Origin of the sequence: Pseudomonas sp. G34, assembly GCF_031119625.1 — a bacterium.
GTDB lineage: Bacteria > Pseudomonadota > Gammaproteobacteria > Pseudomonadales > Pseudomonadaceae > Aquipseudomonas.
In genome coordinates this window covers 11,778-30,720 of record NZ_JAVHZV010000007.1, presented here as the reverse complement: position 1 = coordinate 30,720, position 18,943 = coordinate 11,778, and the positions used below count along the sequence as shown (strand labels likewise).

At 65.3% G+C, this 18,943-nt stretch carries 19 protein-coding genes; 9 read left to right on the top strand and 10 right to left on the bottom strand.

The window, feature by feature from the left end; all coding sequences use genetic code 11:
• Positions 1–33: 33 nt before the first annotated feature.
• From QYS36_RS03750 to QYS36_RS03740, 3 genes are read right to left on the bottom strand one after another with little or no spacing between them, the layout of a single operon-like run.
• Positions 34–1,485: an AdeC/AdeK/OprM family multidrug efflux complex outer membrane factor gene (locus tag QYS36_RS03750; RefSeq protein ID WP_308838229.1), complete on the bottom strand. Its 1,452-nt coding sequence runs from the start codon at positions 1,483–1,485 to the stop codon at positions 34–36.
• Positions 1,482–4,625 carry an efflux RND transporter permease subunit gene (locus QYS36_RS03745; RefSeq protein ID WP_308838228.1) on the bottom strand — a complete coding sequence of 1,048 codons (3,144 nt, stop codon included), beginning with the start codon at positions 4,623–4,625 and terminating at the stop codon, positions 1,482–1,484. The genes QYS36_RS03750 and QYS36_RS03745 overlap by 4 nt, the downstream gene beginning before the upstream one ends.
• 14 nt (positions 4,626–4,639) lie before the next feature.
• Positions 4,640–5,797: an efflux RND transporter periplasmic adaptor subunit gene (locus QYS36_RS03740; protein WP_308838227.1), complete on the bottom strand. Its 1,158-nt coding sequence runs from the start codon at positions 5,795–5,797 to the stop codon at positions 4,640–4,642.
• 209 nt (positions 5,798–6,006) lie between these two features.
• Between QYS36_RS03740 and QYS36_RS03735 the strand changes: the two genes are divergently transcribed.
• From QYS36_RS03735 to QYS36_RS03725, 3 genes are all read left to right on the top strand, one after another.
• A complete protein-coding gene (locus tag QYS36_RS03735; protein ID WP_308838226.1) occupies positions 6,007–6,639 on the top strand; it encodes a TetR family transcriptional regulator in 633 nt (210 codons plus the stop codon).
• Between the two features lie 119 nt (positions 6,640–6,758).
• A complete protein-coding gene (locus tag QYS36_RS03730; protein WP_308838225.1) occupies positions 6,759–7,604 on the top strand; it encodes a DMT family transporter in 846 nt (281 codons plus the stop codon).
• A 57-nt stretch (positions 7,605–7,661) separates the two neighbouring features.
• Entirely contained in the window at positions 7,662–8,138 is a 477-nt protein-coding gene (locus QYS36_RS03725; protein ID WP_308838224.1) for an LEA type 2 family protein, read from the top strand.
• Here the strand turns inward: QYS36_RS03725 and QYS36_RS03720 are convergent.
• A complete protein-coding gene (locus tag QYS36_RS03720) occupies positions 8,131–9,024 on the bottom strand; it encodes a YihY/virulence factor BrkB family protein (RefSeq protein ID WP_308838223.1) in 894 nt (297 codons plus the stop codon). The genes QYS36_RS03725 and QYS36_RS03720 overlap by 8 nt on opposite strands.
• A gap of 224 nt (positions 9,025–9,248) precedes the next feature.
• Between QYS36_RS03720 and QYS36_RS03715 the strand changes: the two genes are divergently transcribed.
• Together QYS36_RS03715 and QYS36_RS03710 are read left to right on the top strand one after the other, a co-directional pair.
• Positions 9,249–9,653: a RidA family protein gene (locus QYS36_RS03715; RefSeq protein WP_308838222.1), complete on the top strand. Its 405-nt coding sequence runs from the start codon at positions 9,249–9,251 to the stop codon at positions 9,651–9,653.
• 74 nt (positions 9,654–9,727) lie between these two features.
• Complete coding sequence (locus QYS36_RS03710; RefSeq protein WP_308838221.1) at positions 9,728–10,069, top strand: zinc ribbon domain-containing protein YjdM; 342 nt, start codon at positions 9,728–9,730, stop codon at positions 10,067–10,069.
• A 397-nt stretch (positions 10,070–10,466) separates the two neighbouring features.
• Here QYS36_RS03710 and QYS36_RS03705 read toward each other — a convergent pair whose 3' ends face one another.
• The 3 genes from QYS36_RS03705 to can all read right to left on the bottom strand — a co-directional run bounded on the left by QYS36_RS03705 (position 10,467) and on the right by can (position 13,049).
• Positions 10,467–11,168 carry a hypothetical protein gene (locus QYS36_RS03705; RefSeq protein ID WP_308838513.1) on the bottom strand — a complete coding sequence of 234 codons (702 nt, stop codon included), beginning with the start codon at positions 11,166–11,168 and terminating at the stop codon, positions 10,467–10,469.
• 316 nt (positions 11,169–11,484) lie between these two features.
• On the bottom strand, positions 11,485–12,411 hold the full coding sequence (locus tag QYS36_RS03700) for a DMT family transporter (protein WP_374990417.1): 927 nt from the start codon (positions 12,409–12,411) through the stop codon (positions 11,485–11,487).
• Positions 12,408–13,049 (bottom strand): carbonate dehydratase, encoded by a 642-nt coding sequence (gene can / locus QYS36_RS03695; protein WP_308838219.1) that lies wholly within the window; start codon positions 13,047–13,049, stop codon positions 12,408–12,410. The genes QYS36_RS03700 and can overlap by 4 nt, the downstream gene beginning before the upstream one ends.
• A gap of 174 nt (positions 13,050–13,223) precedes the next feature.
• Between can and QYS36_RS03690 the strand changes: the two genes are divergently transcribed.
• Entirely contained in the window at positions 13,224–13,457 is a 234-nt protein-coding gene (locus QYS36_RS03690) for a hypothetical protein (RefSeq protein ID WP_308838218.1), read from the top strand.
• Position 13,458: 1 nt separating this feature from the next.
• Here the strand turns inward: QYS36_RS03690 and rimI are convergent, their stop codons facing one another.
• The 3 genes from rimI to QYS36_RS03675 all read right to left on the bottom strand — a co-directional run bounded on the left by rimI (position 13,459) and on the right by QYS36_RS03675 (position 15,688).
• Entirely contained in the window at positions 13,459–13,911 is a 453-nt protein-coding gene (gene rimI, locus QYS36_RS03685; RefSeq protein WP_308838217.1) for a ribosomal protein S18-alanine N-acetyltransferase, read from the bottom strand.
• Positions 13,908–14,708, bottom strand: a complete 801-nt coding sequence (locus QYS36_RS03680) for an energy transducer TonB (protein WP_308838216.1) — start codon at positions 14,706–14,708, stop codon at positions 13,908–13,910. Before QYS36_RS03680 ends, rimI begins: the two co-directional genes overlap by 4 nt.
• A gap of 77 nt (positions 14,709–14,785) precedes the next feature.
• On the bottom strand, positions 14,786–15,688 hold the full coding sequence (locus QYS36_RS03675) for a LysR family transcriptional regulator (protein ID WP_308838215.1): 903 nt from the start codon (positions 15,686–15,688) through the stop codon (positions 14,786–14,788).
• A gap of 107 nt (positions 15,689–15,795) precedes the next feature.
• Here QYS36_RS03675 and QYS36_RS03670 point away from each other — a divergent pair, with 107 nt between their 5' ends.
• Genes QYS36_RS03670 through QYS36_RS03660 form a run of 3 tightly spaced genes read left to right on the top strand, consistent with a single transcriptional unit; the run spans position 15,796 to position 18,829 of the window.
• Entirely contained in the window at positions 15,796–17,142 is a 1,347-nt protein-coding gene (locus QYS36_RS03670; protein WP_308838214.1) for an acyclic terpene utilization AtuA family protein, read from the top strand.
• Positions 17,142–17,465 (top strand): hypothetical protein, encoded by a 324-nt coding sequence (locus QYS36_RS03665; RefSeq protein ID WP_308838213.1) that lies wholly within the window; start codon positions 17,142–17,144, stop codon positions 17,463–17,465. The genes QYS36_RS03670 and QYS36_RS03665 overlap by 1 nt, the downstream gene beginning before the upstream one ends.
• A gap of 56 nt (positions 17,466–17,521) precedes the next feature.
• Entirely contained in the window at positions 17,522–18,829 is a 1,308-nt protein-coding gene (locus tag QYS36_RS03660) for a citrate:proton symporter (RefSeq protein ID WP_308838212.1), read from the top strand.
• Positions 18,830–18,943 lie beyond the last annotated feature (114 nt).

Genomic DNA, 18,943 nt, shown 5'->3' with positions numbered 1-18,943 from the left:
CGATTGCGGGGCTTTTTCGTGGCTGGCAGCCGCTCAGGACTGCGGTGCGGCCGCGGTTGCCGGCGTGGTCTGGGTGCGTTCGTTCCAGCCACCGCCGAGCGCCTTGTACAGGTTGATCTCGCTGGTGAGCTGCGACAGGCGTACGCCGATCAGCTGCTGCTGGGCGCTGAACAGCTGGCGCTGGGCATCGAGCAGGGTCAGGTAGCTGTCCACCCCGGTGCGAAAGCGCCGGTCGGCCAGGTCGTAGTAGTTCTCGGAGGTTTCCACCAGGCTGCGCTGCGCCTGCAGTTGCTCCTCGAACGTGCCGCGCGCCGCCAGGCCATCGGCAACTTCCTGGAAGGCGGTCTGCACCGCTTTCTCGTAGTTGGCCACCTGGATGTTCTTCTGGATCTCGGCATAGTCGAGGTTGGCACGCAGGCGACCGGCGGTGAAGATCGGCAGGTTGATCTGCGGCTGGAACAGCCAGGTGCCCGAACCACCGTCGAACAGGCCCGACAGCTGACGGCTGGCGGTGCCGGCGTTGGCGGTCAGGCTGATGCTTGGGAAGAACGCCGCGCGGGCGGCGCCAATGCTGGCATTGGCGGCGAGCAGTTCGCGCTCGGCCTGCAGCACGTCGGGGCGACGTTGCAGCAGGTCGGACGGCAGCCCCGCCGGCACCTCGGCCAGCAGTTGCTTGTCCAGGCCTTCGCCTTGCGGCAGGTCGGTCGGCACCGGGCCACCCAGCAACACGCCCAGGGCGTTGCGATCCTGGGCGACCTGGCGGGTGTACTGCGCCAGGTTGGCCTGGGCGGTCTGCACCGACGTACGCGCCTGGCTCAGGGACAGGGCATCGGTCACGCCGACATCGAAGCTGCGCTGGGTCAGCTCCAGGCTGCGCTGGAAGGTGCCCAGGGTCTCCCGGGTCACCTTCAGCAAGGCTTCATCGGCCTGCAAGGTCAGGTAGGCGTTGGCCACACTGGCGATCAGGCTGATCTGCGTGCTGCGCTGCGCCTCTTCGGTGGCGAAATACTGCTGCAGGGTCTGCTCGTTGAGGCTGCGCAGGCGCCCGAAGAAGTCCACCTCCCAGGCATTCACACCGACCGTGGCACTGTACTGCCCCCCGACGGTGGAGCGCCCGGTCTGCGACAGGTCCGCCGGCGTGCGCTGGCGGGTACCGCTGCCATCGGCCGAGACGTTGGGGAACAGCTCGGAACGCTGGATGCGGTACTGGGCCTGGTAGGCCTCGACGTTCAACGCCGCCACGCGCAGGTCGCGGTTGTTGTTCAGCGCGGTTTCCACCAGGCGCTGCAGCGCCGGGTCACGCAGGAACTCGCGCCAGCCGAGGTCGGCCGCGGCGACCGAACCCTGCACGGCGCTGCCCTGGTACGCCTGGCCCTGGGGCCAGGCAGTGTCGACGGGCGCACTGGGGCGCTGGTAGTCAGGGATCATGGTGCAGCCGCTGAGCACGATGCTCGCGACTGCCAGGGACAACAGGGACTGCCTCACTGGACGGCCTCCTCATCATTGGATTGTTTGACGCTCTTGTCCTTGAACATCGAGCTGACCACCACATAGAACAGCGGAATCCAGAAGATCGCCAGAACCGCGGCGGTAAGCATACCGCCGATCACGCCGGTACCGATGGCGTGTTTGCTGCCTGAGCCCGCACCGCTGGCGATGGCCAGCGGCACCACGCCGAGGATGAACGCCAGGGAGGTCATGATGATCGGCCGCAGACGCATGCGGCACGCCTCGACGGCCGCCTCGAGATGGCTCTTGCCCTGCTCGTGCAACGCCTTGGCGAACTCGACGATGAGGATCGCGTTACGCGCCGACAAGCCGATGGTGGTGATCAGGCCCACCTGGAAGAACACGTCGTTGGAAAGCCCGCGCCCCAGGGTGAACAGCAGTGCACCGAGAATACCCAGCGGCACCACCAGGATCACCGAGAACGGGATCGACCAGCTCTCGTAGAGTGCCGCCAGGCAGAGGAACACCACCAGCAGCGACAGCGCGTAGAGGGCCAGGGTTTGCGAACCCGCCAGGCGCTCCTCGTAGGATTGGCCTGTCCAGTCGTAACCGATGCCCTGTGGCAGCTCGGCGGCAATGCGCTCGACCTCGGCCATCGCCTCACCGGAGCTGTGGCCCGGCGCCGGCGCACCGAGAATCTCGATGGCGCTCACACCGTTATAGCGCGACAGCTTGGGTGAACCGTAGGTCCATTCGCCGGTGGCGAAGGCGCTGAACGGCACCATCTGGCCCTGGTCGTTGCGTACGTGCCATTTGCTCAGGTCTTCGGGGTTCATCCGCGAGTCGCTCTGACCCTGCAGGTAGACCTTCTTGACCCGGCCCTTGTCGATGAAGTCGTTGACGTAGCTGCCGCCCCAGGCGATCTGCAGGGTGCTGTTCACATCCGCCAGCGACACACCCAGGGTGCGCACCTTCTCGTCATCGATCAGCAGCTTGTACTGCGGCTCGTCGAGCAGGCCGTTGGCACGCACGCTGCTCAGCACCGGGCTCTGATTGGCCAGTTGCAGGAACTTGTCACGGGCTTCGTTCAGGGTGGCCTGGCCGACGCCGGCGCGGTCCTGCAGGAACAGGTTGAAGCCGGTGGCGTTACCCAGTTCCATCACCGCTGGCGGGGCGAAGGCGAACACCATCGCATCGCGGAACTCACCACCGAAGAAGCGGCCCTGGGCGCGCTGCGCCAACTCGGCGACGCTGGTACCGGCTGCGGTACGCTCGGACCACGGCTTGAGCATGATGAACGCCATGCCCGAGCTCTGGCCACGGCCGGCGAAGTTGAAGCCAGTCACGGTGAACACCGAGTTGACCACGTCCTTCTCGTCTTCGAGCAGGTACTTGCGCATGTCGTCGACGACCGCCTGGGTACGCGCAGCGCTCGAGCCCGATGGCGTCTGCACCTGGGCGAACAGTACGCCCTGGTCTTCCTCGGGCAGAAACGCCGACGGGATCAGGGTGAACAGCCAGCCGGCAATCGCGACGATCACCGCATAGATGATCAGGAACGGTGCCTTGCGCTTGACCACCCCACGCACACCGCGCTCATAACTGTCGACGCTACGCTCGAAGGTGCGGTTGAACCAGCCGAAGAAGCCGCGCTTCTCATGGTGGTCGCCCTTGGCAATCGGCTTGAGCATGGTGGCGCACAGCGCCGGGGTGAAGATCAGCGCGAGGATTACCGAGAGCACCATGGCCGAAACGATGGTGATCGAAAACTGCCGATAGATCACCCCCACCGAGCCGCCGAAAAATGCCATTGGCAGCAGTACCGCCGACAGCACCACGCCGATGCCCACCAGCGCGCCCTGGATCTGGCCCATGGATTTGCGCGTCGCTTCGAGCGGCGACAACCCCTCTTCGCGCATCACCCGCTCGACGTTCTCGACCACCACGATGGCATCGTCCACCAACAGGCCGATGGCCAGAATCATGGCGAACATGGTCAGGGTGTTGATGCTGTAACCGAATACCGCCAGCACGCCGAAGGTGCCGAGCAGCACCACCGGTACAGCCAGGGTGGGAATCAGCGTGGCGCGGAAGTTCTGCAGGAACAGGTACATGACCAGGAACACCAGCACGAAGGCTTCGATCAGGGTCATGATCACGCCATGGATCGACTCCTCTACCACCGGCGTGGAGTCGTACGGCATCACCACTTCCATACCGGCCGGGAAGAATGGCTTGAGCTGGTCGATGGTGGCGCGGATCGCCTTGGCGGTATCCAGGGCGTTGGCACCGCTGGCCAGCTTGATCGCCAGACCGGATGCGGCGTTGCCGTTGAACTGCGCACGGATGTTGTAGTTCTCGCCGCCCAGCTCGACCTTGGCGACATCACCGAGGCGTACCTGGGAGCCGTCACGGTTGACCTTGAGCAGAATGTCGCGGAACTGCTCCGGGGTCTGCAGGCGGGTCTTGCCGATGATGGTGGCGTTGAGCTGCTGGCCAGGGCTGGCCGGCAGGCCGCCGAACTGGCCGGAGGAAATCTGCACGTTCTGCGCCTGCACGGCGCTGCGCACATCGCTTGGGGTCAGCTGGAAGTTGTTGAGTTTGGCCGGATCGAGCCAGATACGCATGGCGTACTGAGCACCGAACACCTGGAAGTCACCAACGCCAGGTGTGCGGGAAATAGGATCCTGCATGTTGGCGACGATGTAGTTGGAGAGATCCTGGTTGGTCATGCTGCCATCAGTGGACACCACGCCGATCACCAGCAGGAAGTTCTTCACCGCCTTGGTAACGCGCAGGCCCTGCTGCTGGACTTCCTGGGGCAGCAGCGGGGTAGCCAGCTGCAGCTTGTTCTGTACCTGAACCTGGGCGATATCCGGGTTGGTGCCCTGGTTGAAGGTGACGGTGATCTCCATGCTGCCATCGGAGTTACTCGCCGAGCTGATGTAGCGCAGCCCGTCGATACCGTTCATCTGCTGCTCGATCACCTGCACCACGGTGTCCTGCACGGTCTGTGCGGAGGCACCCGGGTAGTTGACCTGGATGCTCACGGCGGGTGCGGCGATGCTCGGGTACTGGTTGACCGGCAGTTTGAGGATGGACAGACCGCCGGCCAGCATGATCACCAAGGCGATCACCCAGGCGAAAATCGGCCTGTCGATGAAGAAATTCGACATCGTGTAATCGCTCCTTAGCGGCTTTCGGCCTGTTCGGGTTCAGCCTGGTCAGCCGCCGCCTGGTTCGGCGCAGCCACGTTCTTCGCCTCGGTGGTTTTCACCTCGGCACCGGGCTGCACGAACTGCAGGCCTTCGGTGATCAGCTTGTCGCCGGACTTCAGGCCATCGAGCACCACCCAGCGATTGCCGTCGGTGCGCTCGGCCTTGAGCTGACGCAGCTCGACCTTGTTCTCGGCGTTGACCACCAGCGCGGTCGGCTCACCTTTGGGATTGCGGGTGATGCCTTGCTGAGGCGCGAGAATCGCTTCCTTGTTCACCCCAGCAGGCAGGCGGGCATGCACGAACATGCCGGGCAGCAGGGTGTGATCGGGGTTGGGGAACACGGCGCGCAGGGTTACCGAGCCGGTGCCTTCGTCGACCGATACCTCGGAGAATTCCAGGGTGCCTTCGTGCTCGTAGGTGCTGCCATCTTCCAGGCGCAGCTGCACCTTGGCGGCGGTATCGCTGGCCTTCTGCAACTGGCCGCTTTCCAGATCGCGGCGCAGGCGCAGCAGGTCCTTGGTCGGCTGGGTCACGTCGACGTAGATCGGGTCGAGCTGCTGGATGGTGGCCATGGCGTTGGTCTGGCCGTTGCTGACCAGCGCGCCCTCGGTGACCGCCGAGCGACCGATGTTGCCGGCGATGGGCGCCAGCACCTTGGTATAGCGCACGTCGATGCGCGCCTGCTCCAGCGCGGCCTCGGCCTGCAGACGCGCGGCCTGGGCTTCGTCGTACGCCTGGCGGCTTACCGCCTGATCGGACACCAGGCTCTTGTAGCGCTCGGCCAGCGACTTGGCCGACGCCAGGGTCGCTTCCGCGCTCTTGGCGGCGGCCACGTAGACCGAGGAATCGATCTGATACAGCTGCTGACCGGCCTTGACTTCAGAACCTTCCTTGAACAGGCGCTTCTGGATGATGCCGTTGACCTGTGGGCGCACCTCGGCGATGCGGAAGGCGGCGGTTCTGCCGGGCAGCTCGGTGGTCAGCGTGTAGGGCTCTGCCTGCAGCGTGACGATGCCGACGGTCGGCGCCTGGCGCGGTGGCGGAGCCGCCTGGTCGCTGCAGCCAGCAAGCGTCAGCGTGGCCAGAGCGATAGCGGAAACCATAGCGGCGAAGGCTGGCTTCTTCTGCATCTGAAAGGACCTCATGTCTAAGTGATTCGAGCCGCAGGGGGGGCGGTACCTGGCAGATAGCCGAGGTGGATACTGGGAATTAGAGCGCAAATATACTTACATTCGAGAATGTTTGTAAACGGATCTTTTTGGTGTGACACTGCGAGCTTGTCTATGACCCGCCAACCGGTCTTTTCATCCACCATTTAAGCGCGTGGTAACTGCTCGACATGGCAAGACGCACCAAAGAGGAAGCCGAAGAAACCCGGGCGCAGATTCTCGATGCTGCCGAGCGGGTGTTCTATGCCAATGGCGTATCCGCCACCTCGCTGGCCGACATCGCTGCCGACGCCGGCGTAACGCGTGGCGCCATCTACTGGCACTTCCAGAACAAGGTCGATGTGTTCCAGGCTATGCTCGACCGTCGCCTGCTGCCCCAGGAAGAACTGGCCCGCGCCTGTGAGAGCGAGGACGAACCGGACCCACTGGGCAACATGCGGCAACTGCTGGTGCAGCTCCTGCAGCGCATGCACGCCGACGACGCGTACCGCCGCGTCGGCGAGATCCTGCAGTACAAATGCGAGTACAGCTCCGAGGCCGGCGGCCTGCGCCAACAGATGCAGGCGTTCCAGCAAGAGTGCGACCAGCGCATTGCCAGAACATTACGCAATGCCGTGAACCGCGGCCAACTGCCGGCTGACCTCGACTGCCAGCGCGCGGCGATCTGCCTGCACGCCTACCTGGACGGCCTGCAGGCCCACTGGCTGCTCAAGCCCGAAGCCTATGATCTTGGCGCTCACGCCCATAGCATGATCGACGCGCTGATCGACATGCTGCATAGCAACGCACTGCGCACGAGCTGACGTACGACCTTGCGCTGATACCACGCCCTCCTGCGCCATGCTTATATCTGCTGAAAGCCATGAGCGAGCCGCCTGCGGCTGAGCTCGCCCCGCCGCCAGACCTGCACGAGAGGATGGCCATGTCAGCACGCACGCTGTTTCTCACCGCCGCCGCCATGCTGGCGTTCGCCGGCAACTCGCTGCTCTGCCGCCTGGCCCTGAAAACCACCCAGATCGACCCCGCCACCTTCACCAGCCTGCGCCTGCTCAGCGGCGCCTTGATGCTGGCCCTGTTGCTGCGCCTGCGGCATGGCACGCGGCCGTCAGCGGGAAGCTGGCGCGGGGCCACGGCTCTGTTCGTCTACGCCGCGGCGTTCTCCTTCGCTTATGTGAGCCTCGATGCAGGCGTTGGCGCGTTGCTGCTGTTCGGCGCCGTGCAGATCAGCATGCTGTTGTGGGGCTGGCGACAGGGCGAGCGACCGGCACCGATGAGCCTGGCCGGCTTGCTGCTGGCCTTCGCCGGCCTGCTGGCCCTGTTGCTTCCCGGCGCCAGCGCGCCGCCCCTGGCCGGCTCGCTGCTGATGCTGATCGCCGGTATCGCCTGGGGCGCCTACTCGTTACTGGGGCGCAGCGCCAGCGATGCCCTGGCGACGACCGCCGGCAACTTCATGCGCAGTGTGCCCATGGCCGTATTGCTCAGCCTGGCGCTGCTGCACAGCGCGCGCTGGGACCTGGGCGGCGCGCTGTATGCCCTGGCGTCCGGTGCGCTGGCCTCCGGCCTCGGCTACGCCATCTGGTACAGCGCGATCGCCGACCTGAAAGCCATCCAGGCCGCCACCGTGCAACTGAGCGTGCCGATCATCACCGCGCTGGCCGGCGGCCTGCTGCTGGGCGAAGCGCTGAGCCTGCGCCTGGGGCTGAGTTCACTGGCGGTACTGGGCGGCATCGCCCTGGTGCTGGCCGCCAAGCAGCGAGCGAGCGCCTGAGCCGAACGCCACCGGTTGCGGTCACAACAGCACGATCAACGATGCCGGAGAATTGCCATGCGCCCCACACTGCGCCATTTGAGTGCCCTGTTGCTGATCAGCGTGCTGGCCGGTTGTGCCGCGTGGGCACCGCGCGACCCGGTACATATCGATCTGGTCGGCCTGGAGCCGCTGCCGTCGGAGGGCCTCGAAGCGCGCTTCGCGGTGAAGTTGCGGGTGCAGAACCCCAATGAAAGCGCCATCGACTTCAATGGCATCGCCCTCGCCCTGGACATCAACGACCAGCCGCTGGCCCGCGGGGTCAGCGATCAGCGCGGCCAGGTGCCGCGCTTTGGCGAAACGGTGATCAGCGTGCCGGTGACCATCTCGGCCTATTCGGTATTTCGCCAGGCCTGGGGCGCCAGCACCCACCAGCCCGGGCAGAGCCTGCCCTATCAACTGCGCGGCAAGTTCGCCGGCGGCCTGTTCGGCACCCGCCGCTTCAGTGACAGCGGCCAGCTGACCTGGCCACCGGCGACGCCAGCGGTCAGGTAGAGGGCTCGTTCTCGGGGCGGATTTCCTTGTCGCCGGGCTCCTTGCCCTCCTGCGAGAAATGCTCGATGACGGCATTGAGCTCGGCGCCAAACAGCAGCACCGCACAGGAGATGTGCAGGTACAGCAGGAAAATGATGATCGCGCCAATGCTGCCGTAGGTGGCGTTGTAGTTGGCGAAGTTCTGCGCGTAGTAGGCGAAGCCCACCGAGGCGGCAATCCACACCACCACCGCCAGCACCGAGCCCGGGGTAATGAAGCGGAAACGCTGCTGCACATCCGGCGCCACGTAGTAGACCACCGCCACCACGATCATCAGCAGAAAGACCGCCACCGGCAGGCGCAACCAGGTCCACAGGGTGACCACCACCTGCTCGATGCCGATCTGGTACGCCAGCCAGTTCATCACCTGCGGGCCGAGCACCATCAGCGCGGCGGCAGTCAGCAGCGCCGCGGCGATACCGATGGTGTACAGCAGCGACAGCGGAATGCGCTTCCAGGGCTTGCGCCCCTCCTTCACTCCGTAGGCCTTGTTCATCGCATCCATGGTCGAGCGCACCGCCGACGAAGCCGTCCACAGCGCCACCACGATACCGATCGAGAACAGCCCGGCTTTTTGCGTCTGCAACTGATCGATCACCGGGTTGACCAGTTCCACCGTGGACAACGGCAACAGCAGTTCGGCCTGCTGGCGCAGCCAGTCGAAGAACGGCTGCATATCCAGCAGGCTGATCAGCGCGACTAGGAACAGCAGGAAGGGAAACAGCGAGAAGAACATCTGGAACGCCAGGGCCGAGGCGTAGGTGGGCAGCTCGTCCTCGATGAAGTCGGCAACCGTCTTCTTTATCACCTGGAACAGGCTGACACCCGGCAACTGGGGAAAAAACATAGCGCCTCCACTGGCTATGGCGGGCCGTTGCTAGGCAGCCCAGGACTCATCGGCAGATGCAGTGCCCGGCGCCGGCCGAACCACCACTTTCGTTTGGAGGCAGCGAAGCCGCCATGAGTTCGGGTTATCGCGCCGCTGCTGCACAAATCGTGCAACAGTCTCGGGCTGGATCACTGCAGGCGCAACGCTAGACTGCCTGGCTGTTTCTGATCAAGGACGTATCGATGCACAGGCACACACTCAACCCCGACTCGGTCTTCGACACCCTGCAGTACGGCTTCAGCCAGGCGGTGATCAGCCAGGGTGGGCGACGTATCCACCTGTCCGGGCAAATCGGCGTGGACGAGCACGAGCGGCTGGTCGGCGATGACCTGGCCAGCCAGACCCACGCGGCGCTGCGCAACGTGCGGCGCATTCTCGAATCTGCCGGCGGCAGCCTGCGGCACGTGCTGATGCTGCGCATCTATATCGTGGCCCAGGCCCGTGACGAGCAGGCGCATATCGTCGATGCCCTGCGCAGCTTCTTCCCCGAGCAGCCGCCGGCCACCTCCTGGGTGGTGGTTACCGGGCTGTCGGAGCCCGAATGGCTGATCGAGATCGAGGCCGAAGCGCTGTTGCCGGACGCCTGACACCGATCCCCGGCGGCGGCTAAAACCCTATATAATCTGCGGCCTTTTTATCCACGGCCTCAGAAGGATACCCCGTGAGCACGCTGCCACCCTGCCCTGCCTGCAACTCCGAATACACCTACGAAGACGGCACCCAACTGGTGTGCCCGGAATGCGCCCACGAATGGTCGGCCAACGACAGCGAGGCGGCCGGCGACGACGCCAAGGTGATCAAGGACTCGGTCGGCAACGTGCTGCAGGACGGCGACACCATCACCGTGATCAAGGACCTCAAGGTCAAGGGCTCCTCGCTGGTGGTCAAGGTCGGCACCAAGGTCAAGGGCATTCGCCTGGTCGATGGTGACCACGACATCGACTGCAAGATCGATGGGATCGGCGCGATGAAGCTCAAGTCCGAGTTCGTCCGCAAGGTGTAGAGCCTGTTCACGGTCTTTTTAGGCGACATAGAAGAGGCTGTGACAAGGCAGAAGCGGGCATCGTTGCTTTACCTGTGGGGACGGCGGGGACACCTAGCCCATGCCCGGGATTTTTCGCGGGCATGGCCCGCTCCCACAGATGATCACCAGTCCATAGGTGGATGATGCCTCACCTGCGCGGCCCGCCCATCCACCGGCCTGCATCGCAACGGTGGATGAAAAAAGCGTCATCCACCCTACGTCCTGCTGCTTTTGTGGGAGGGGCTTTAGCCCCGATGTGCCTGCCTAGGCGCAAAGAACTCGAGGCTAAAGCCTCTCCCACAACCTTTGCTCACCGGCCGCGCCCGCCTTTTTGCGGCCAAAGCACTGAGGTCGAGATGGCGCTCGCAAGCTGCGCCTATTGCACCGGCAGGAAGTTGAGAAACAGCAGGCTATGGGCGTAGTTCACGCCAATGCGCCGGTAGCGCTCGTCGAGCACGTCGCTCAGGTAATCCAGGCGGGCGACGATCTTGCCGAACTCCACGGCAAAGCTCAGGTTGCGCCCATTATCGGATAGCTCGTTGGATAGCAGCAGCGGGTTGCCCTGGGCGTCGCGCCGGGTGGCCAGCAGCCAGGTGGCCTTCTCGATGTTGCGCGCGGCGTTATGCACGAACTGCGCGTCGATGGTGTCGGTGATGTAGAACTGGGTGCGCCCGCCGTGGGCGGTGATCAGCATGCTGCCGATGGCGTAGATGAAGGCGCCGACCCGATCACCCTGGAATTCGGGGCTCAATGCATAGCTGAGGGCGACGATATCCTGCCGGCCAGCCAGCGCCGGCGGCGGCCGGCCCTGCTCGATCGCCTGCTGCACCGCCTGTAGCGCCACGGCGCGACTGGCCAGGCCGGTCTTGCGCCACTCGCGCGGGTTGCGCTGGTAGAGCTTGTCCATCAGGCGATAGAGGCTGTTGAGGTTGCTGCGCATGCCGATGGTGGCCATGCGATCGGAGTGGGTCTGGAACAACTCGCCAGGGCTCGCCGCCATGCTGTTGCTGGCAAAGGCGCCATTGGCCTGGTTGCGTATGCAGCCGCTCAACCCGACGGCCAACATCACCAGCAACATGACGCGCCAGCAGGCACCACGACGTGACGGATAGAGGGCCGTCAGCCCGTGCACGGATGCATTTTTTCGAGTTAGGGAGACGTGCGAGTAATCCATTAACTCACAACTTATCCTTCTGCAGACGGCATAACCCTAGCAACTGAATTGCCTACATGCCCGTTATGGCGTCATCGCTTCAACGAAGCCGCCAGCCAACGGCATAGACCCCCATGGGTCCGGTAAAGTTTTCCGGCAGGGGAAATTAGCCCTGCATCGCCCGTGGGCATGGCCGCAAAGGCTTGTTTGCAGGCCATGCAGGCACGCGGGCCGTATCGCCTCAGCGCGCCGCGCGTTGCGAACGGCTTGGCAGGGTCGCCAGCAGCAGGCCGGCAAAGATCAGCGCCCCGCCGAACCAGTGGAACAGCTGCAGCGCCTCGCCGAGCAGAATCCAGCCCAGGATCGCGGTGAACACCGGCATCAGGTAGTTGCCCATCGCGGCGGTCGAGGCGCCGAGTACCTTCACGCCGTTGTTCCAGCCCAGGTACGCGACCAGCGAGGCGAACACCGCGGTGTAGGCGATGGCCGCCAGGTTGGCCGGCGTGGCCAGCAGTTGCGCGCCAGTGGAGAGCTCGTAGAGATACAACGGCAGGATCATCGGCACGCCCAGCAGCATGAACATGCCCAGCAGCGCCAGTGGTGGAATCGGCGCCAGGTACGCCGACCAACGCCTGAGCAGCACTGTGTAGAGCGCCCAGTCGAGCACCGCCAGCAGCATGATCAGGTCGCCGCGGTTGAACGCCATGCCCGCCAGGGTCTGCCAGTCACCGCGGCAGATCAGCACCAGCAAACCGACCACCGCCAACGCCATGCCCCACCAGGCGCGCCGCGCGGGCCAGGCGCCGAGCAGCAGCCCGGCGAAGATGAAGGTCATCAGCGGGATGCAGGTATTGACCAGGGTGATGTTGATCGCCGCGGTGGTTTGCGCCGCGCTGTACAGAAAGGTGTTGTAGCCGGCGATGCCAACTGCGGCGATCATCACCAGGCGCCAGCCGGCATGGCGCAGCGCCGCGCGATGCCGCCACAGCGGCAGGGCCACGAACGGCAGTATCAGCATCAGCGCCAGGCTCCAGCGCCAGAAGGCCAGGGCGAAAGGCGGAATCTCGCCAGCGAAGGCACGGGCCACCAGGGCATTGCCGGCCCAGCACAGCACCGCCACCAGCACACCGGCAATCGCCAGCTGGCGCGAAGGCTTGGCCATGCTCATGCCTGCGGCGGGCGCAGACGGTACTGCTCGGGCAGTTGCTCGGCACCCGTGACGGTGACGTCGAGGTCCTTCCAGCGGCCATCCTTGAGCCCGTAGATGCAGCCATGTACCGACAACGGCTGGCCGCGGTGCCAGGCGTTCTGGACGATGCTGGTACGGCTGACGTTGCCCACCTGCTTCATCACGTTCAGCTCGCACAGGCGATCGACCCGCGCCTCCTCGTCCGCCAGCGCGGCCAGTTGCGCATGCTGCTCGTAGTAGAGGTCGCGAATATTGCGCAACCAGCCATCGATCAGGCCGAACTGCGCATCGTGCATGGCCGCACGCACGCCACCGCAGCCGTAGTGGCCGGTGACCAGGATATGTTTGACCTTGAGCACGTCGACCGCGTACTGGATCACCGACAGACAATTGAGGTCGGTGTGCAGCACCACGTTGGCCACGTTGCGGTGCACGAACAGCTCGCCGGGCAGCAGGCCGACGATGTCGTTGGCCGGCACGCGGGCATCCGAGCAGCCGATCCACAGGTACTCGGGGGTCTGCTGGCGCGCCAGGCGCGGGAAGAAGTCCGGGTCGTTCTGGGTGATGCTTTCGGCCCAGCGTTCATTGTTGTCGAACAGGTGCTTGAGATCGCTCACGGCGGCGGCTCCCGAGGAAGGTCGATGCGCACCATACGGATGCACCGGGCTTTTTGACAAGGCGATTTCTGCCCCGAGCCCCCCATGGCGCTGCCGGGCAGTGGCCGAAACGCTGAATTTTCAGGGCTTGGGGCCGTCCATTGCGTAGAGCCAATGACCGATCTGGAGTTCGTCATGACCGACAAGCAGCCACCTGACCGCCGCCAACCGGCCGAGCCGCCGATTCTGCGCGATGGGGTGGAGCCGCTGACGCCGCGCAAGCCGGTAAAGGCTGCTGCGCAGCAACCCGCCAAGTCGCCCGATGAGTCGCAAGCCGAGCAGGCTGCGCAGCCTGAGGAGTTTCTGGATAAATACGACCTGAGCCAGGTCGAGGAAGAGCGCCGCGAACGGCGCTGGGCACGCCGCTAGTTCACTCCACCAGCGTGCAGGCCATCACCAGCGCATCTTCACGGCCGCCGGGCGCCGGGTAGTAATCGCGCCTGCGGCCAATCTCGTTGAACCCATAACGCTCGTACAGCCGATAGGCCGCCTGATTGCTGGAGCGTACTTCGAGAAAGCACTCCCCGGCCTTGAGCTGCGCGGCACGCGCCATCAGGTGCTCGAGCAAGCGCAGGCCCAGGCCGCGGCCCTGGCTCTCCGGCTTGACGGTGATGTTGAGCAGATGGGCTTCATCGATGATCACGTTGATCACCCCGTGGCCAACCTGCTGGTTGCCTTCGAACATCAGCCAGACTTCGTAGGATTTCAGGCTGTCGAGAAAGATGCCGCGCGTCCACGGGTGGCTGAAGGCCGCGTATTCGATCTTCAGCACCGCATCGATATCCGCCTCGGTGGCCCGGCGGAAGGTGATCGCATCGCTCACGCCGAGGCCTCCAGCCAACGCCTGCGCACGCGCTGCATGGCCTGCCAGAGGTCGCGCTTGCGCTCTGGCTCGTCCATCAGCAACTCCAGGCCGGGCAGCGCCCAGGCGGCGCCCAGTTCTTCGACCTGCAGCTCGCGGTTGTAGGCCTCGGCATCGGCGTCACCGGCGAAGCGAATTGCCGGCAGGCCGACCAGCCACAGGCAGGCACAGGGTTCCTGCTCTTCCAGACGGGCGCCGATAAAGCTCTGCACGAAATCCAGGGCTGCCTGGGGCCCCTGATCCATGTTGCCGCGCACCAGCAGCGGCCAGCGCACCGGCTCGCCGATGATCTGCGGGGCATCCGGCAGGCCGGCGGCGCGCAGCAGATCCTTGAGCAGCAGGTAGGCGGGATCGCGGCTCTGGAAGGGTTCGCCGGTCGGCAGCTCGACCAGTAGCGCGCAGCTGCCGGCGCGCAGCAATTGCAGGGCGAAACGCGGTGGCGGCGTCGGTCGCTCACGAACGGCTGGCGCTGCGCTGACCTGTTCGGCGGCAGGCTCGCTGGGTTTGCTTGCGCTGCCGGGCCTGGGCACTTCGATACGGGGTCGCTCGCGGGCAACCACGGCGCTGGCGGCAGGCGCCGCAGCGGGCACGCTGACCTTCGCCTCTAGCGCAGGCGGCGCGACGACCTCGGGCTCTGGTTCGCAGGCAACCAGCAGCTCGGGCCGCGACGGCGCTGCGAAGGGCAATTCGACGCGCGGCATCCAGCTGGCCACTTGCATGGCATCCAGGTAGGCGCGGCGGCGCAGCTCGGTGTTCAAACGTCAGGTACCCGGCACATCGATTTTCGAGGGCGCTGATTGTCGCGTGAATCGCCTGCCACGGGTAGCCCCAAACGTCAGCCGTGGTACAGGTCAATGGCTTCGGCGTGCTGCTTGAGCAGGCTGACAAAGGCCTGGGCCGGCGGGCTCAGGTAGCAGGGTTTGCGCTGCAGCACGCCAATGCCACGGGCCGGCGCCATCGGCAGCGGGTGCACGGACAGGCTGCCGTCACCATTGAAGGTGTCCGCCACGCTCGCCGGCAGCAGCGCATAGCCCAAGCCCGCCCGCGCCAGCGCAGCAGCGCTGCTCATGTAAGCGACCTCGAAGGCCGGCTCACATTGCAGGCCCATGCGCTGCAGGGTCTGATCGGCCATGCTGCGCAGGCTGGTATCCGGGGTGGTCGCCACGTAATCGAGGCGGCGCAGCGCAGCCAGCAATTTCGCGCCGCGAAAGCCGCCCAGACCTCGCACCAGCAATACCAGGCTGTCGTCGTAGAGCGGCTGGAAATCCAGCACGCCGGGCTCATCGGCCACCGAGGTGATGGCGAAGTCCACTTCGGCGTTGCCGACCCACTGGCGGATCTCCCCGGCGCGGCCGTCACGCAGGCTGATGTCGATACCCGGATAGCGCTGCCGATAGTCGACCAGCACCCGCGGCAACGGCTCGATGGCCACCGATGGCAACACGCCGATGCGCAGCGAGCCACTCTGCAGGTGCAACTGCTCGTGGGCGTCGTGCACCGCGTTATGCATGTCGCGCAGCAGGCGCCGGGCCTGTTCCAGAAAACGCACCCCGGCTTCGGTCAGCTCGACGCTGCGGGTATTGCGCGCGAACAGTGACAGGCCCAGCGCCTCTTCCAGCTTGCGCAGGCTGTAACTGAGTGCCGGTTGCGAGAGGTGAATCTGCTCGGCGGCGCGGCTGAAGCTGCGCTGCTCGGCGATGAGCACGAACGCCTGAAGCTGGCGAAAGCTGATATCCATGGCGAGTGTTTTTATAAAATTAATTTATCAATTGATATCACATTTCGAATTCACAACTAAATCCAGACACGGCAGGCTCGCAGCAGACCTCGACCTGGATCATAACCATGACAACAGTCCATATCGGTTGCGGGGCAGGCTTCGCCAATGATCGGCCCGATGCTGCCCTAGCATTGGCCAACGACCTCGCCGCTCGCGACGGCCGGCGCTTCCTGTTCTTCGAACTGCTTGCCGAGCGCACCCTCGCCGAGGCGCAACTGCGTCGCCTGGCCGACGCCGAAAGCGGCTACGCCACCCGGCTGTTCGACTTTCTCGAACCGGTGCTGGAAACCTGCCTGGCCGCCGGCATCCCGATCATCACCAATGGCGGCGCGGCCAACCCCAGCGCTGCAGCCCGGCGTTTGCGCCAGCAGCTGCAGGGCGGGCGATTCGCAGCGGCGCGCATCGCCTGCGTAGTGGGTGATGATCTGCTCGACTCGGGCGAGGTTCTGCAACGCTGGCTGCCCGAGACGCTGAATGGCCAGGTTGTCTCGGTCAACGTGTACACCGGTGCCGATGGCATCGTGCAGGCGCTGGATGCAGGTGCCGATATCGTGCTCTGCGGCCGCGTGGCCGATCCCAGCCTGGCGGTCGGCCCGTTGCGCCACGCCTTCGGTTGGCAAGCCGAGGACTGGGATCGCATCGCCCTGGCCACTGCCGTTGGCCACCTGCTCGAATGCTGCACCCAGGTCAGCGGCGGCTACTTCGCCCACCCAGGCCTCAAGGAGGTGCCGGACCTGGCCAATGTCGGCTGCCCGATCGCCACTGTCCAGGCCGATGGCCGCGTGACCATTGGCAAGGCCGCCGGCACCGGTGGCTGCGTCACCGAGCGCACGGTCAAGGAACAGTTGCTCTATGAAGTCCACGACCCCGCTGCCTACCTGACGCCCGACGTGACCATGGACCTGAGCCAAGCGCGGGTGCGCCAGGCCGGCCCCGACCTGGTGGAGATCGAAGGCATCCGTGGTCATCCGCGCCCGGCCGAGCTCAAGGGCCTGGTCGGCCTGCGCGGCAACTGGTTCGCCGAGGCGGAGATCTCTTACGCCGGCCTTGGCGCACTCGCCCGCGCCGCACTCGCCCGTGACGTACTGCTGCAACGCTGCGCCCGCCTGGCGCCGCAGCTCACCCCGTGGATCGACCTGATCGGCGTCGCCAGCCTGTTCAACGACGCCCGCGGCGAATGGCTGCAGCAGCGCCTCGCCGACGCCCGGGACCCGCAGGACGTGCGCCTGCGCATCAGCTTCGTCGATGCCGACAAGGCGCTGCTGGAAACCCTGCTGCTCGACGCCGAATCGCTGTACACCAACGGCCCGGCGGGCGGCGGCGGTGTGCGCCGACACCTGAGCGAGTCCCTGGGCACGGCGAGTTTCTTCATCCCGCGCACCGCGGTGCAGCAACAGGTGGAGTGGTTCTGATGAACGATCAGGTATTGCTATGCGATTACGCCCACGCCCGTGCCGGCGACAAGGGCAACATCCTCAGCGTGGCGGTGTTCGCCTACGACCCGGCGCATTACGCCTGGCTGGTCGCCGAGCTGACCGTCGAGCGTGTGGCGGGCTGCCTGGCCCACCGGCGTATCGGCAGCGTGCGGCGTTATGAGCTGCCGAACCTGGGCGGCCTCAACTTCGTGGTGGAAAACGCCCTGGAGGGCGGCGTGAATGCCAGCCCCGGCATCGACCGCCACGGCAAGAGCCTGAGCTACGCGCTGCTCGACCTGAGGTTGCCTGCGCCCTCCTGAATTCACGCAACGCCAGACCTGCGACTCCAAACAATAATAAAACCGGAGAGATCGTCATGATCACCGCCCTCGGCTTCACCCTGATGTTCACCATCGTCGCGCTGATTCTCATGCGCCGCGTTACGCCCCTCGTGGCCTTCGTCACCCTGCCGGTGATCACCTGCGTGATGGCCGGCTTCGGCCTCGGCGAAATCGGCAAGTTCATCGGCGAAGGCCTCAAGGCGGTCGCGCCGACTGCCACGCTGTTCATCTTCGCCATCCTGTATTTCGGTGTGATGCGCGAGCGCGGGCTGTTCGCCCCGCTGGTGACCTTCCTGCTCAAGAGCACCCGCGGCCGCCCATTGGCGGTGGCGATGGTCACCGTGGCAGTGACCGCCGTCACCCATCTGGATGGCATCGGCGCGGCGACCTTCCTGCTGGTGATTCCCGCCCTGCTGCCGCTGTACCTGCGCCTGGGCATGCGCCGCGAAATGCTCCTGTGCCTGGTGGTGCTCAGCGCCGGGGTGATGAACATGGTGCCCTGGGGCGGCACCACCGCACGCGCCTCGGCGGTGACCGGCATCGAGGCCTCGCAACTGTGGATTTCGCTGATTCCCATCCAGGTGGTCGGCCTGGCGCTGGTCATGGCCCTGGCAGTATTCCTGGGCCTGCGCGCCCAGCGTCAGCCTGCCACCCAGGGCCTGATGGCCGGCCAGGCGTCCGCCGAGGAGTCGCGCGCCGACGACAGTGGCCTGCAACTGAGCCCCGGCGACTGGCGCTATTGGGCCAACCTGGCGCTGACCCTGGCCATTCTGGCCTGCCTGTTCACCGGTGCCTTTCCGCTGTTCGCCTGTTTCATGGTTGGCCTGGGCGTGGCCCTGGTGATCAACTACCCGAGCCTGGATCAGCAGAACAAGGCCGTGCTGCGCCATGCCAGCGACGCCATGCAGATGGCCCTGGTGATGCTCGCCGCCGGCATCCTGCTCGGCGTGCTGTCAGGCGCCGGCATGTCCGAAGGCATGGCGCACTGGATGATCAACATCCTGCCCGAGGGCTCGGCCAACTGGCTGCACGTGATCATCGGTGCCTTCGGCGTGCCGCTGGGCATGCTGTTCTCGCCGGATGCCTACTACTTCGCCCTGCTGCCGGTGATCCGCGACGTGGCGGTGGCCGCCGGCGTCGACCCGGCTTCGGTGGCCAATGCCATGCTGATCGGCGAGAACACCGGCTTCGGCGTCAGCCCGGTAGTGCCCAGCGTGTACCTGGCCATCGGCCTGGCGGGCGTCGAGCTGTACAAGCACATCCGCTATACGGTGCTGTGGGCCTGGGGCATCAGCCTGGTGATGCTGGCCTCGGCAGTGCTGCTCGGCGTGGTCACGGTCTAAGAGCCTGTTCACGATCTGCTGCGCGTCGGCCCTACTGCGTTAAAAACAGGCTCTAACCGCACAGGCGGCCTGAAACGAAAAAAGGATCGCCGAGGCGATCCTTTTTTCATGCAA